The sequence below is a fragment of the Bacillus sp. CH_48 genome (assembly GCF_038008465.1).
In the GTDB taxonomy this organism is placed as follows: Bacteria; Bacillota; Bacilli; order Bacillales; family Bacillaceae_G; genus Bacillus_A; species Bacillus_A thuringiensis_S.
The window spans coordinates 1,280,001-1,293,922 of sequence record NZ_JBBOZF010000001.1 but is presented as its reverse complement, the minus strand read 5'-3'; the positions used below and the strand labels follow the sequence as shown (position 1 = coordinate 1,293,922).

The following is a 13,922-nucleotide window of genomic DNA, read 5'->3' as shown; positions in this document are numbered from 1 at the left end:
GCTAAAATAGAAAAATGAAAACAATTGGTTAGGGTGATTTCAGTGACAAAAATTAAATTAGGTTTATTATATGGTGGAAAATCAGCTGAGCATCAAGTTTCGTTACAGACGGCTCTTGCTGCTATTAAAGCGTTAAATCAAGATAAATTCGAGATTCATCCAATTTATATTACAGAACAAGGTCAATGGGTACGTGGTGAGCGTATTGAAGGCGAAGTAACAGATGTTGAAGCTTTAAAAATGAGTAGTGCAGAAAATGCGATTTCTCCGTTATCATTAAGTACAGAGATTATTCCATCTGCAGCTTCTGAGGAAAACGCTATTGACGTTATTTTCCCATTACTACATGGACCAAACGGTGAAGATGGAACGGTTCAAGGACTATTAGAATTGATGAATATTCCTTATGTAGGAAATGGTGTTCTAGCATCATCTGCTGGTATGGATAAAGTTGTTATGAAAAACATCTTTGCAGAGGCTGGTTTAAAACAAGCAAAATATGCGTCTTTCATTCGCAGTGCATGGGAAAAAAATCGTGAGGAAGCTTATTCTAAAGTAGAAGATAAGTTAGGATATCCTTGTTTCGTAAAACCAGCAAACCTTGGTTCAAGTGTTGGTATTAATAAGTGTAAAAATCGTGAAGAACTTGAGAATGCATTTGTAGAGGCATTCCAATTTGATCGCAAAATTATTGTAGAAGAAAATATTGTAGGTCGTGAAGTAGAAGTGGGGGTACTAGGTAATGATGAGCCGAAATGTTCAGTTGTAGGTGAAATCGTTCCGAAAAAGGACTTCTATGATTATAAGTCGAAATATATCGATGGTGATACGGCGTTAATTATTCCAGCTGAAATGACAGAAGAAGAATCTGATGTGATTAAGCGTGATGCAATTATTGCGTTCCAATCATTAGATGGTGCAGGCTTAACGCGAGCTGATTTCTTCTTAACGAAAGACGGAGAAGTGTATATTAACGAAGTAAACACTATGCCAGGATTTACACCGTTTAGTATGTTCCCTCTATTATGGCAACATACTGGGTTACCGTATCCAGAGTTAATCGAAGAGCTAATTCGTTTAGCGATTGAACGTCACGAAGAAAAACAAAAAATTAAATATACAATCTAACAAAAAAAGGAGGAAGCACTATTCGTAGGAATAGTGCTTCCTCTATGTAAGGAGCGTTTCTATATGATAAAGCGAATGTTAAAGCAAGTAGAACAGATGGTAAATGGTACTGGATTAGCAGAGCAATATGAGGGAACTATTATTCAAGGCGTGTCTATTGATACGAGAAAAATTGAAAAAGGAAACTTATATGTTCCGATTCAAGGGGAGCGTTTCGATGGACATGCTTTTGTAGATAAAGCAGTTGAAAATGGAGCTGTAGCTACATTATGGATGAAAGATGTAGCAAATCCACCCGAGAATCTTCCGGTTATTTTTGTAGAAGATACGCTATCTGCACTGCAAATGTTAGCGAAAAACTATCGCGATCAATTGGATGTTAAAGTTGTTGGTGTGACAGGTAGTAACGGTAAAACATCCACGAAAGATATTGTGACAAGTATTCTCGCGACTAAGTTCAAAGTTCAAAAAACAGAAGGAAATTTCAATAACCATATTGGGTTACCTCTCACTATTTTAAACTTAGAAGAAAATACAGAAGTAGCTGTATTAGAAATGGGTATGTCAAGCCGAGGAGAGATTGAATTTTTATCTAAGTTAGCTCGTCCTAATGCAGCTATCATTACGAATATTGGTGAGGCACATTTAATGGATTTAGGATCTCGTGAGGCAATTGCTGAAGCGAAATTAGAAATTGTTACAGGGTTACAAGAAGGTGGCGTGTTCGTATATAATGGAGATGAGCCGTTATTAACGAATCGTGTTCCTGAAATGAATTTAGCAGCAGAAACAGTTACGTTTGGTGATGCAAGAGCCAACGATTACTATCCAACGACTGTAACATTACAGGCAACTGGGACACATTTTAAAATGAATAGAGATGAAAATATTTCATTCTACCTACCGGTGTTAGGAAAACATAATGTGTACAATACACTTGCTTCAATGGCAATTGCGACACATTTTGGGGTGACGTGGGAAGAAATGAAACAAGGTTTAGTAACACTTCAAATGACGGGCATGCGTATGGAGATTGTAAAAACGGATAGTGGATTAACAATTATCAACGATGCTTATAATGCAAGTCCGACGGCTATGGAGGCAGCATTCCATTTAATGAATGGTTTAGATGGATTTACTAAAAAAATCGTTGTGCTCGGTGATATGTTAGAACTTGGAAATCAAGAAGTGCAGTTCCATTATGAGGTAGGTAAATTAATCGATCCTGCAAAAATCGCACATGTATTCACATACGGTAGATTAGGAGCTCAAATTGCTGAAGGAGCGAAAATTAATTTCCCTAATGAACGTGTAAAGGCGTATGATAATAAAGAAGAGTTAGTAAGAGATTTAGAAGCAGTAGTCGACGCGAAAGATGTCGTATTAATAAAAGCATCTCGCGGTATGAAATTAGAAGAAGTAATTACGATGTTGAAATAATTGGTGTATATAAATAGGGATGATAGTCACGAAAATAGAAGAAACTTATAATAAGCGCTTACAGTAAATGATAAAAAAATAAAAGTAAAGAAAAAGGCCCTTAATATAAAATAAGGTAACAGTTGGGTTTGCTTTTTACACATACAAAACTTATAATTGATAAAGTGTAATAACGTTTAGAAGTATTTTCGTGAAGAATATACGCCCGGTTATATACGTGAGCATTCAGGAAAAGGGCTTTTCCGCAAATTCGGAAAACGCCTTTTTTTAAATGATAAGTATAGGATAGAAAAGGAGAAGTAACATTGACAACATTTCGAGAATTAGGATTAAGTGAGTCTTTACTGCAATCGGTTGAAAGTATGGGCTTTGAAGAGGCTACGCCGATTCAAGCTGAAACAATTCCACATGCATTGCAAGGTAAGGATATTATTGGGCAAGCGCAAACAGGTACAGGGAAAACAGCAGCATTCGGATTACCACTATTAGATAAAGTGGATACAAATAAAGAAGCAGTTCAAGGTATTGTTATCGCGCCAACGCGTGAATTAGCAATTCAAGTTGGAGAAGAGCTATACAAAATTGGTAAACATAAACGTGTTCGTATTCTACCAATTTATGGTGGTCAAGATATTAACCGCCAAATTCGTGCTCTAAAAAAACACCCACACATTATTGTTGGTACGCCGGGTCGTATTTTAGATCATATTAACCGTAAAACACTTCGCTTACAAAACGTAGAGACTGTTGTTCTTGATGAAGCGGATGAAATGTTAAACATGGGCTTCATTGAAGATATTGAAGCGATTTTAACAGATGTGCCAGAAACACATCAAACATTATTATTCTCAGCGACAATGCCAGATCCAATCCGTCGTATTGCTGAGCGTTTCATGACTGAGCCTCAACACATTAAAGTAAAAGCAAAAGAAGTAACAATGCCAAACATTCAGCAGTTCTATTTAGAAGTGCAAGAAAAGAAAAAGTTTGACGTGTTAACACGCTTACTAGATATTCAATCTCCAGAGCTTGCGATCGTATTCGGTCGTACAAAGCGTCGTGTTGATGAATTATCAGAAGCATTAAACTTACGTGGTTATGCAGCAGAAGGTATTCATGGTGACTTAACACAGGCGAAACGTATGTCTGTATTACGTAAATTTAAAGAAGGTGCTATTGAAGTTCTTGTTGCAACAGATGTTGCTGCACGTGGTCTTGATATTTCAGGCGTAACACACGTATACAACTTCGATATCCCACAAGATCCAGAATCATACGTTCACCGTATCGGTCGTACTGGCCGTGCAGGTAAAAAAGGTATTGCAATGTTATTTGTAACACCACGTGAATCAGGACAATTAAAAAATATTGAGCGTACAACAAAACGTAAAGTTGATCGTATGGAAGCACCGACACTTGATGAGGCATTAGAAGGTCAACAACGTTTAATCGCTGAAAAACTTCAAAGCACAATCCAAAATGAGAACTTATCATACTACAAGCGTATTGCAGAAGAAATGTTAGAAGAGAATGACTCTGTAACAGTAGTAGCTGCTGCTTTAAAAATGATGACTAAAGAGCCGGATACAACTCCGATTGCTTTAACATCAGAACCACCAGTTGTTTCAAGAGGTGGCGGTTCTAAAAAACGTGGCGGTAACGGAGGCGGATACCGTGATGGTAACCGTAATCGTAGTCGTGATGGACGCGGTGGTGGCGATGGTCGTAACCGTGATGGACGTAATCGTGACGGAAACCGTGATCGCAATCGTGATGGAAACCGTGATCGTAATCGTGATGGTGGTAGTCGTGGTCGTAGAGGTGAAGGTCAAGGTCGCCCAGGATCTTCAAATGGACGCGGCGAAAGAAAACATCATAGCCGTCCACAAGCTTAATAAATAAAGAGAATGCCCTTTGCGGGCATTCTCTTTTTTTATTTCTGTAATTGTGCATACTACATAGTAGTTATGATAGAAAAGGGGCTGTTATATGCTTGTAAGGCTTGGTTACGTTGCGATGAGTGTGCATTTGAAGAATGCATCCCCATCTCAAACGATGACGTACGCACAGTTTCAGAAAATAGATGATCGTGATGCTGCAATTCGTAAACTTGAAAGAATTGCTAATTCCAATTTGGAAAATTGTTTGCGTTTATTAAAGCATAATAAGGGACATGACATATCTTTCTTTCGGCTTAGTTCTAAGCTCATTCCTTTAGCGAATCATGAGGAATTGCTAGAGTGGAACTATATTCGTCCTTTAAAAGAAAAATTGAAAGAATTAGGTGAATATGCAATTCATATGAATATGCGAATTGATTTTCATCCGGATCATTTTGTTGTACTAAATTCACCTGAGGAGAGTGTTTTTAAACAATCTGTAAAGACATTGCAGATGCACAAAAAATTATTAAAAGGCATGGGGATTGAACATAAGCAACGATGTGTACTACATGTTGGAGGAGGGTATAAAGATAAAGAACTTGCATTAGAGCGTTTTATAGAGAATTGGTCTAATGTCCCAAGGGGTATTCAAGAAATGATTATATTAGAAAATGATGATACAACTTTTACGTTAGAGGAAACATTATATTTAGGAGAAAAATTAGATATTCCTGTCGTGTTTGATTTGCATCACCATATGATGAATAATGAGCAAGAAGATTGGTATGAAGATTGGGCACGTGTTGTTTATACGTGGGAAACATCTTTGTTGCCAGTTAAAATGCATATCTCTAGCCCTAGAGAGGGAAAAGATCCAAGAGCTCATGCAGATTATATTAATGTAGACGCATTTTTATCTTTTTTAAGAAGGATAAAGGGAAGTGTTCCGCAAATTGATTGTATGATTGAGGCGAAGATGAAGGATGAGTCTTTATTTCAATTAATGAGGGATTTAAGCGAACATGTAGATGTAGAAATTATCGATGGTGCAAGCTTTTATATTAAATAAGCTTTGCACCATCGTTTTTTTTTGTTAAAAAAGGAGTTAAAATGCCGCCGGTTATTAAACCTGTTAAATGACTGATCGGATTGGCGGAAGGATTAAAGAAAGTAAATAGCAGTAATAGAAGTATCATAATTGAGAAAATGGCAATTTCTTTTGGTTTTGAAGAGCGGTATCGATTGTACAATAAAAATAATTGTGCGCCTAATAGTCCGAAAATACCACCTGATGCACCTGCGTGAATATATTCAGGTGGCATAATAATATAAGAAGAAATATTTCCAGAAATTCCAGAAATAAAAAATAGAATAAAAAAAGAAAAGTGTCCGAGTTGCTTTTCGATAGAAGAACCAAGTGCAAACAAAAAAATACTATTAGAAAGAAAATGTTGTAAGTCTACGTGTACCAGAAGGGAAGTTATGACACGCCACCATTCTCCTTTAGCGATATATTCATTAGAGGCTGCCAGTGGGAAGAGGAAAAAGTCGCCTAATATCATCAGGACTAAGTGAATAAGAAGTAAGGTGAGAATAGTCGGTTGTAAAGAAATCTGAGTGGATCTTATTAGCATACGGTTACTATCACCCCTTTTGCATCAGAAAGATTCTCTGTTATTCTTATCAATATGAAAGAAGAAAGTTAAATAGAAGAAGGGGATTTTGAAATGATTATAGGGATTGGAATCGATATTATTGAATTAAATCGTATTGAAAAAATGCTAGATGGAAAGCTTAAATTTATGGAACGTATTTTAACAGAAAATGAACGTAATGTTGCTATGGAGCTGAAAGGAAGTCGCCTTACAGAGTTTGTAGCTGGAAGGTTTGCAGCGAAAGAGGCGTATTCAAAAGCTGTAGGTACTGGTATCGGGAAAGAAGTGAGCTTTTTAGATATTGAAGTGAAAAATGATGAAAGAGGTAAGCCGATTCTGATTACAAGTACAGAGTATATTGTTCATTTATCAATTAGTCATAGTAAGGAATTTGCTGTTGCTCAAGTTGTTTTAGAAAGCTCGTCACGCTAGTCTGCATATTTTATATCTTTGTCTCATATATTTGAGGTAGCGATAAGGAAGGTACATCTTCCATTCATTTATAGGGGCAAAGGGGCTGAAGTGATGAAAAGGCGTCTGTTTTTAGTTCTTGTCGGTTTGTTGACCGTTTTTGTGTTGGCGGGTTGTGTGGAAAAGAAACAAGATGATGTCGTGAGAGATTTAGAAGCGAAAGTAAAAGGGATGAAAAGTTATCAAGCTGAAGCGAAATTATCTATTAAAACAGGAAATGAGCCTCAGGAGTATAATGTAGAGATTTGGCATAAAGAACCGTCTTTTTATCGTGTGAATTTAAAGAATGCAAAAAAAGATCAGAGCCAAATCATTTTAAGAAATGAAGAAGGTGTATTTGTATTAACGCCAGCACTTAATAAGAGCTTCCGTTTTCAAAGTGATTGGCCGCAAAATAGCAGCCAGGCTTATTTATATGAATCACTTGTAAGAGATATTTTGCAGGATAAGAAAAACCTTACTTTCGAGAAAACAGATAAGTATTATATTTTTAAAACAAAAACAAACTATCAACATCAAAATATGTTGCCGAAACAAGAGATTACACTGAAGAAGAGCGATTTGACTCCAGTTTCAGTGAAGTTAATGGATAATGATCAAAATGTTCTTGTAAAAGTAGATTTCTCTAAGGTAAAATTCGATGCGAAATTTGATAAAGGTGCATTTGATACGAAACAAAATATGTCTAGAGCGCAGGTAGATGTTCAAACAACAGCGAAAGAAGACAAACCGTTTGCTACTTTGTATCCGCTTGATACACCACAAGGTATGACTCTGCAAGATGAAAAAGAGTTGAAGACAGACAGTGGCAAGCGTGCGATACTCACATACACTGGAAATAAGAAATCCTTTACTTTAATACAAGAAAAGGCAAAAGTTGCAGAGGCTTCATCAGCGGTAAGTGTAAGTGGAGAACCGGTTGATCTTGGGTTTACGATTGGTGCGTTGACGAAAGACTCTGTAACGTGGTCGCATAACGGAGTAGAATATATGCTCGTGTCTAAAGGTTTAGAGCCGAAGGAGCTGTTAATGGTTGCTCGTTCAGTTACAGCGAAGCAGGTGAAGTAAACTTCTTAGACGTGGTGATATATGTGCACCACGTCTTTTCTTAGTTTGAAGGTGGATTTCATAAAAGAAGCATATAAAAGAATAAGCTTCGCATATCGTGTATAAGGAAGTGTATTTATGGAAGAAGCACCATTTTATCGTGACACGTGGGTGGAAGTGGATTTAGATGCCATTTATAACAACGTTACACATATTAAAGAGTTCATCCCAAGTGATGTAGAGATTTTTGCTGTAGTTAAAGCGAACGCATATGGGCACGATTATGTACCGGTTGCTAAAACGGCATTAGAAGCGGGTGCAACAAGGTTAGCTGTTGCTTTTTTAGATGAAGCTCTAGTGCTTCGGAGGGCCGGTATTACTGTGCCGATTTTAGTGTTAGGTCCCTCGCCGCCGCGTGATGTAAATGTAGCTGCTGAAAATGATGTAGCGCTAACTGTTTTTCAAAAAGAATGGGTGGACGAAGCAATTAAACTTTGGGATGGTTCATCTGTAATGAAATTTCATATTAATTTTGATAGTGGTATGGGGAGAATTGGAATACGTGAAAGAAAAGAGCTGAAAGAATTTTTAAGGAGTTTAGAAGGTGCACCGTTTTTAGAGTTAGAAGGAGTATACACGCATTTTGCAACGGCAGATGAGGTTGAGACTTCGTATTTTGATAAGCAATATAACACGTTCTTAGAGCAGTTAAGTTGGTTGAAAGAATTCGGAGTGGATCCTAAGTTTGTCCATACAGCTAATAGTGCTGCCACGTTACGTTTTCAAGGGATTACATTTAATGCAGTGCGAATTGGGATTGCAATGTATGGATTATCTCCTTCTGTAGAAATACGTCCTTTTTTACCATTTGAATTAGAACCGGCGCTATCACTGCATACGAAAGTAGCTCATATTAAACAGGTGATTAAAGGTGATGGAATTAGTTATAACGTCACTTATCGAACGAAAACTGAAGAATGGATCGCGACTGTAGCGATTGGTTATGCAGATGGATGGCTTAGAAGATTACAAGGATTTGAAGTGCTTATAAATGGTAAAAGGGTACCGATTGTAGGGCGAGTAACAATGGATCAGTTCATGATTCATCTTCCTTGTGAAGTGCCGCTTGGTACGAAAGTTACGCTTATTGGAAGGCAGGGAGATGAGTATATTAGCGCTACAGAGGTTGCGGAATATTCAGGGACTATTAATTATGAAATTATTGCAACGATCAGTTTCCGTGTGCCAAGAATATTTATACGGAATGGTAAGGTTGTAGAGATAATTAATTACTTGAACAATATATAGAAGGTAGCATGATTGCTTCTTGTCATTGGAGTGACTGTTCATTGCTGGATAATAAGCTCTTTTTGATGAGAAGCTTTTTACTTATAATCATTTTTTATATAAGTTACACGTAAGTTTTGAAGAGGAGTTCTATTGTTTTTAGTTAGTTATGAGATAAAAAATTTAAGAAGATGAATGTTTTGTTTGTGAATTGGAAAACATAAGCAAGGAATAAGGAAGTCTTTGCAACAGGCTCCATACAATGGTATTATTACAATAGGTGTCATATATATATTTGGGTGTGTAGTTGACGGTGGAGGTGTATTTTTGTGTCCGAATCAAGTGTAACTACTGAAATCGTGGTTCGGTTGCCAAAGCAAATGGTAACGGAATTGGACGGAATTGGAAAACAAGAGAATAAGAATCGCCATGAACTAATTTGCCAGGCAACACAATTGTTATTGCGTCAACATAAGACGAAGAAACGCTACCAACATGAATCAATGCGACGTGGGTATATTGAAATGGGAAAAATTAATCTTGGTATTGCATCTGAAGCTTTCTTAGCGGAGTATGAAGCAGCTCATACAGTAGAACGCTTAGTTAGCGGGGGGTAATATTTTGATTGTAAAACGCGGCGACGTGTATTTTGCAGACCTTTCCCCAGTTGTTGGTTCTGAGCAAGGAGGCGTTCGTCCGGTTCTTGTCATTCAAAATGACATCGGAAATCGTTTTAGTCCAACGGTGATTGTAGCGGCTATTACTGCACAGATTCAAAAAGCGAAATTACCCACTCATGTGGAAATTGATGCGAAAAAGTATGGTTTTGAGAGAGATTCTGTTATTTTACTTGAGCAGATTCGAACAATCGATAAGCAACGCTTAACGGACAAAATCACTCATTTAGATGAAGTGATGATGAGTCGTGTAGATGAAGCGTTACAAATTAGTTTAGGACTAATAGATTTTTAAATCGGCAGTTTAAGTTGCTCTCTTTGAAGGGCAACTTTTTTTATTATAGAGGAGGTTACGGTTGTATATGGAAATGGTAGATAATCGACAAGCGTTAATGAAAATGTTAGTGAAAGAATTAGGCTTTAGCGAAAAGCAAGTTCGTCATGTTATTCAATTAACAGAAGAAGGTAACACAGTTCCATTTATTGCTCGTTACCGAAAAGAATGGACAGGCTCTTTAGATGAGGTGCAAATTCGTGCGATTTTAGAGAGATGGCAATATATGATGCAACTTGAAGATAGGAAGGAAGAAGTTATTCGTCTTATTGGTGAGAAGGGAAAACTGACAGGAGAGCTAAGGCTGCAAATTGTTAAAGCTACAAAGTTGCAGGAAGTAGAAGATTTATATCGTCCATATAAAGAGAAAAGAAGAACGAAAGCAACGATTGCAAAAGAAAAAGGGTTAGAACCGTTAGCTGAATGGTTATTGTTATATAAGAAAGAAGATCCGGCTAAAAAGGCAGTGGAATTTATTAATGCAGAGAAAGAAGTGCAATCTGCAGAAGAAGCTTTACAAGGTGCACAAGACATTATTGCAGAAATGATTTCAGATGAAGCTACGTATCGTAGTTGGATTCGAAATATTACTTTTAGAAAAGGTATTATGTCTTCGTCTGTAAAAGGTGAAGAAAAAGATGAAAAGAATATATATGAAATGTATTACAGTTATGAAGAACCATTGCAAAAAGTAGTACCACATCGTGTATTAGCAATGAATCGCGGTGAGAAAGAAGATATATTGAGAGTTTCTGTTGTCCCACCAGTAGATGAGATATTAAATTTCTTAAATAAGAAAGTAATTCGTGATAACGATTCTAAAAGTGCGCATTATGTACAATTAGCGATTGAAGATGGTTATAAACGATTAATTCAATCTTCAATTGAAAGAGAAATTCGTAAAGAATTAACAGAAACAGCTGAAGAACAAGCGATACATATTTTCTCTGAGAACTTACGTAACTTATTATTACAACCTCCGATGAAAGGGAAAGTCGTGCTAGCGGTAGACCCGGCATATAGAACTGGTTGTAAATTATCTGTAGTAGATGATACGGGGAAAGTACTACATATTGATGTTATTTATCCGCATCCGCCTGTTCGTAAATATGATGACGCAAAAACGAAAGTTCTTTCTATTATAGATAAATATCAAGTTGAAATGATTGCAATTGGTAATGGGACAGCATCTAGAGAAACAGAGGAATTTATAGTAGATGTATTGCAAAGTGTGAAACAGGAAGTCTTTTATATTATTGTAAATGAAGCGGGTGCTAGTGTATATTCAGCTTCTGATTTAGCTCGTGAAGAATTCCCAAATTTACAAGTTGAAGAGAGAAGTGCCGTTTCTATTGGAAGACGTCTGCAAGATCCACTGGCTGAACTTGTGAAAATTGATCCTAAATCAGTTGGGGTTGGACAATACCAACATGATGTATCTCAAAAGAGATTGAATGAGTCATTAACATTTGTAGTAGAGACAGCTGTTAACCAAGTTGGGGTTAATGTAAATACGGCTTCGGTTGCATTGTTACAATATGTTTCAGGTTTATCGAAAACTGTTGCGAAAAATATTGTGGCAAAGAGAGAAGAGGATGGGAAATTCACAAAGCGCACGGAATTAAAGAAAATCCCACGTTTAGGTGCAAAGACGTACGAACAATGTATAGGTTTCTTGCGTATATTAGAAGGAGCGAATCCATTAGATCGGACAGGTATTCATCCTGAACAATATAAAAATGTTGAATTGTTATTGAAGAGTTTAGGGTTATCGATAGATGACGTAGGACAACCGCAATTACAAAAGAGATTGGAAGAAGTAGAGATTTCTAAGTTGTCTCAAGAAACGAGAGTTGGGGAGCCGACGTTAGTTGATATTATAGATGCACTCATTAGTCCAGAACGAGATATGAGGGATGAGTTGCCTAAACCACTTCTGAAAAAAGGGATTTTGAAATTAGAAGATTTAAAACGTGGTATGGAACTAGAAGGAACAGTGCGTAACGTTGTTGATTTTGGTGCTTTTGTTGATGTTGGCGTAAAGCAAGATGGTTTAGTGCATATTTCTAAGCTTAGCAAACAGTTTGTAAAGCATCCGTTAGATGTTGTATCAGTAGGACAAATTGTAAAAGTATGGGTAGATGATATTGATACAAAAAAAGGACGCGTTGCACTATCTATGTTGCCGATTGAATAGTAAGGGAAGAGAGCAGATAAAACTGCTCTTTTTTTATAGAATAAAAAGTGTAATGGATCATGAGTTTTGATGTATTTTGCTATAATAAAACCAGCATTCATTTAGCAATTTAATTTGATACCGGTTTTTTTCGAAATATGCACGTTGCATCTGTTTTTTTAGCCACGTAGGCATAGGAATCCCTCCTTGTTTAATCCTACTCTCAAAAATCTAAAGTACTATTAATGAGAGGTTGGTGAGTGGATTTCTATTCATGTTGTGTTTTTAGAAACCACGCGTCTTGAATGAGGATGGGTATATGTACTATTTAATATATGTATAAGAAGCGTGAAAAGTGTAAAAATATTTTTTTGTTTAGGAGGAATGAGAATGGACGAGAAAGAAATTCAACGGCTAGTGGAAGAAGTATCGCTACAATACTTCGGAATGCCATTTTTACATAAAGTAAAGTTCAATAGTAGGTTGCGTACAACTGGCGGGCGTTATCTGTTGAAGAGTCACAATGTTGAACTGAATTATCGATATTACGAAATGTATGGTAAGGAGGAATTAATCGGAATCATCAAACATGAACTGTGTCATTATCACTTGCATATTACAGGAAGAGGGTATAAGCACAGGGACAGAGATTTTCGTGAGTTGTTAAAGAAAGTTGATGCACCTCGTTTTTGTAGACGAATGATTAATGAAGAGAAGGAAAAAAAGATTTATAAGTATGAATGTATGGAGTGTTTACTTCAATATGTAAGAAGGCGTCAAATAAATACAAAAAGATATGTCTGCGGAAAGTGTAAAGGGAAACTCAAACCGATATCGAAAACATCTTGACAGTAAAAACGCAATCCAGTATATTATAAACATGTCACGTTTGAACAAGATGTTGTTAAAAACTTCTTGACTTACAGAAAGAAATTTTATAAGATACAAATTGTCTTCATTATTCCGCAGTAGCTCAGTGGTAGAGCTATCGGCTGTTAACCGATCGGTCGTAGGTTCGAGTCCTACCTGCGGAGCCATACAGAGAAGTACCCAAGTGGCTCAAGGGGCTCCCCTGCTAAGGGAGTAGATCGCTAACGCGGTGCGAGGGTTCGAATCCCTTCTTCTCTGCCATACATATTGGCCCGTTGGTCAAGTGGTTAAGACACCGCCCTTTCACGGCGGTAACACGGGTTCGAATCCCGTACGGGTCACCACTTCGGAGGATTAGCTCAGCTGGGAGAGCACCTGCCTTACAAGCAGGGGGTCGGCGGTTCGATCCCGTCATCCTCCACCATATGAATTTTATATGAATAGTATCATCGCGGGGTGGAGCAGTACGGTAGCTCGTCGGGCTCATAACCCGAAGGTCGCAGGTTCAAATCCTGTCCCCGCAACCAAATGGTCCCGTGGTGTAGTGGTTAACATGCCTGCCTGTCACGCAGGAGATCGCCGGTTCGACCCCGGTCGGGACCGCCATTTTAACTTCTGCTAATTGGCAGTTGTTTTTTATTGGACATTATGGTACAATAACATTTGTCTTTGAAAACAAGATATTTTTTCAGTGGGCTATAGCCAAGCGGTAAGGCAACGGACTTTGACTCCGTCATGCGCTGGTTCGAATCCAGCTAGCCCAGCCATTTACGAGCCATTAGCTCAGTTGGTAGAGCATCTGACTTTTAATCAGAGGGTCGAAGGTTCGAATCCTTCATGGCTCACTTTTTTTCGCGCGGTCGTGGCGGAACGGCAGACGCGCTAGGTTGAGGGCCTAGTGGGGGAAACCCCGTGGAGGTTCAAGTCCTCTCGGCCGCATCAAAAAAATCTTAA

At 37.7% G+C, this 13,922-nt stretch carries 13 protein-coding genes and 9 tRNA genes; 20 read left to right on the top strand and 2 right to left on the bottom strand.

What is annotated here, in order from left to right; all coding sequences use genetic code 11:
- Positions 1-42: 42 nt before the first annotated feature.
- The 4 genes from N2V92_RS06220 to uvsE all read left to right on the top strand — a co-directional run bounded on the left by N2V92_RS06220 (position 43) and on the right by uvsE (position 5,520).
- A complete protein-coding gene (locus N2V92_RS06220; RefSeq protein WP_000161434.1) occupies positions 43-1,128 on the top strand; it encodes a D-alanine--D-alanine ligase in 1,086 nt (361 codons plus the stop codon).
- A gap of 63 nt (positions 1,129-1,191) precedes the next feature.
- Complete coding sequence (gene murF / locus N2V92_RS06215) at positions 1,192-2,568, top strand: UDP-N-acetylmuramoyl-tripeptide--D-alanyl-D-alanine ligase (protein ID WP_000595967.1); 1,377 nt, start codon at positions 1,192-1,194, stop codon at positions 2,566-2,568.
- A gap of 305 nt (positions 2,569-2,873) precedes the next feature.
- Positions 2,874-4,463: a DEAD/DEAH box helicase gene (locus N2V92_RS06210; RefSeq protein WP_000206602.1), complete on the top strand. Its 1,590-nt coding sequence runs from the start codon at positions 2,874-2,876 to the stop codon at positions 4,461-4,463.
- A gap of 94 nt (positions 4,464-4,557) precedes the next feature.
- On the top strand, positions 4,558-5,520 hold the full coding sequence (gene uvsE / locus N2V92_RS06205; RefSeq protein ID WP_016078970.1) for a UV DNA damage repair endonuclease UvsE: 963 nt from the start codon (positions 4,558-4,560) through the stop codon (positions 5,518-5,520).
- Here uvsE and N2V92_RS06200 read toward each other — a convergent pair.
- Entirely contained in the window at positions 5,513-6,085 is a 573-nt protein-coding gene (locus N2V92_RS06200; protein WP_016078971.1) for a rhomboid family intramembrane serine protease, read from the bottom strand. The two genes, uvsE and N2V92_RS06200, sit on opposite strands and share 8 nt — an antisense overlap.
- A gap of 93 nt (positions 6,086-6,178) precedes the next feature.
- Here N2V92_RS06200 and acpS point away from each other — a divergent pair, with 93 nt between their 5' ends.
- The 6 genes from acpS (at position 6,179) to N2V92_RS06170 (ending at position 12,119) form a co-directional block, all read left to right on the top strand.
- A complete protein-coding gene (acpS, locus tag N2V92_RS06195; RefSeq protein ID WP_000583417.1) occupies positions 6,179-6,538 on the top strand; it encodes a holo-ACP synthase in 360 nt (119 codons plus the stop codon).
- 156 nt (positions 6,539-6,694) lie between these two features.
- A complete protein-coding gene (locus N2V92_RS06190; protein WP_003306148.1) occupies positions 6,695-7,645 on the top strand; it encodes a LolA family protein in 951 nt (316 codons plus the stop codon).
- Positions 7,646-7,762: 117 nt separating this feature from the next.
- Positions 7,763-8,932: an alanine racemase gene (gene alr, locus N2V92_RS06185; protein ID WP_000390595.1), complete on the top strand. Its 1,170-nt coding sequence runs from the start codon at positions 7,763-7,765 to the stop codon at positions 8,930-8,932.
- Between the two features lie 308 nt (positions 8,933-9,240).
- Positions 9,241-9,528 (top strand): antitoxin EndoAI, encoded by a 288-nt coding sequence (locus N2V92_RS06180; protein WP_000004570.1) that lies wholly within the window; start codon positions 9,241-9,243, stop codon positions 9,526-9,528.
- A gap of 4 nt (positions 9,529-9,532) precedes the next feature.
- Positions 9,533-9,883: a type II toxin-antitoxin system endoribonuclease NdoA gene (ndoA, locus tag N2V92_RS06175; RefSeq protein WP_000635965.1), complete on the top strand. Its 351-nt coding sequence runs from the start codon at positions 9,533-9,535 to the stop codon at positions 9,881-9,883.
- Between the two features lie 67 nt (positions 9,884-9,950).
- Positions 9,951-12,119, top strand: coding sequence for a Tex family protein (locus N2V92_RS06170; protein WP_016078972.1), 2,169 nt, complete (start codon positions 9,951-9,953; stop codon positions 12,117-12,119).
- A 57-nt stretch (positions 12,120-12,176) separates the two neighbouring features.
- Here N2V92_RS06170 and cmpA read toward each other — a convergent pair whose 3' ends face one another.
- Positions 12,177-12,293, bottom strand: coding sequence for a cortex morphogenetic protein CmpA (gene cmpA, locus N2V92_RS06165; RefSeq protein WP_001143640.1), 117 nt, complete (start codon positions 12,291-12,293; stop codon positions 12,177-12,179).
- Between the two features lie 195 nt (positions 12,294-12,488).
- Here cmpA and N2V92_RS06160 point away from each other — a divergent pair, with 195 nt between their 5' ends.
- The 10 genes from N2V92_RS06160 to N2V92_RS06115 all read left to right on the top strand — a co-directional run bounded on the left by N2V92_RS06160 (position 12,489) and on the right by N2V92_RS06115 (position 13,907).
- Entirely contained in the window at positions 12,489-12,947 is a 459-nt protein-coding gene (locus N2V92_RS06160; protein ID WP_000343553.1) for a SprT family protein, read from the top strand.
- 113 nt (positions 12,948-13,060) lie between these two features.
- A tRNA-Asn gene (locus tag N2V92_RS06155) sits at positions 13,061-13,135 on the top strand.
- Between the two features lie 3 nt (positions 13,136-13,138).
- Positions 13,139-13,229 (top strand) — tRNA-Ser (locus N2V92_RS06150).
- A gap of 8 nt (positions 13,230-13,237) precedes the next feature.
- Positions 13,238-13,312, top strand: a tRNA-Glu gene (locus N2V92_RS06145).
- 4 nt (positions 13,313-13,316) lie between these two features.
- Positions 13,317-13,392 (top strand) — tRNA-Val (locus tag N2V92_RS06140).
- A gap of 26 nt (positions 13,393-13,418) precedes the next feature.
- Positions 13,419-13,495 (top strand) — tRNA-Met (locus N2V92_RS06135).
- Positions 13,496-13,498: 3 nt separating this feature from the next.
- A tRNA-Asp gene (locus tag N2V92_RS06130) sits at positions 13,499-13,574 on the top strand.
- Positions 13,575-13,660: 86 nt separating this feature from the next.
- Positions 13,661-13,735 (top strand) — tRNA-Gln (locus N2V92_RS06125).
- Between the two features lie 5 nt (positions 13,736-13,740).
- A tRNA-Lys gene (locus N2V92_RS06120) sits at positions 13,741-13,813 on the top strand.
- A gap of 11 nt (positions 13,814-13,824) precedes the next feature.
- Positions 13,825-13,907: transfer RNA gene (locus N2V92_RS06115), tRNA-Leu, on the top strand.
- The last annotated feature ends 15 nt before the right edge of the window (positions 13,908-13,922 follow it).

Coding starts and splice junctions, on each gene's coding strand:
- murF (WP_000595967.1), top strand. CDS start 1,192: ATGATAAAGCGAATGTTAAAGCAAGTAGAACAGATGGTAAATGGTACT.
- uvsE (WP_016078970.1), top strand. CDS start 4,558: ATGCTTGTAAGGCTTGGTTACGTTGCGATGAGTGTGCATTTGAAGAAT.
- N2V92_RS06200 (WP_016078971.1), bottom strand. CDS start 6,085: ATGCTAATAAGATCCACTCAGATTTCTTTACAACCGACTATTCTCACC.
- acpS (WP_000583417.1), top strand. CDS start 6,179: ATGATTATAGGGATTGGAATCGATATTATTGAATTAAATCGTATTGAA.
- alr (WP_000390595.1), top strand. CDS start 7,763: ATGGAAGAAGCACCATTTTATCGTGACACGTGGGTGGAAGTGGATTTA.
- N2V92_RS06170 (WP_016078972.1), top strand. CDS start 9,951: ATGGAAATGGTAGATAATCGACAAGCGTTAATGAAAATGTTAGTGAAA.
- cmpA (WP_001143640.1), bottom strand. CDS start 12,293: ATGCCTACGTGGCTAAAAAAACAGATGCAACGTGCATATTTCGAAAAA.
- N2V92_RS06160 (WP_000343553.1), top strand. CDS start 12,489: ATGGACGAGAAAGAAATTCAACGGCTAGTGGAAGAAGTATCGCTACAA.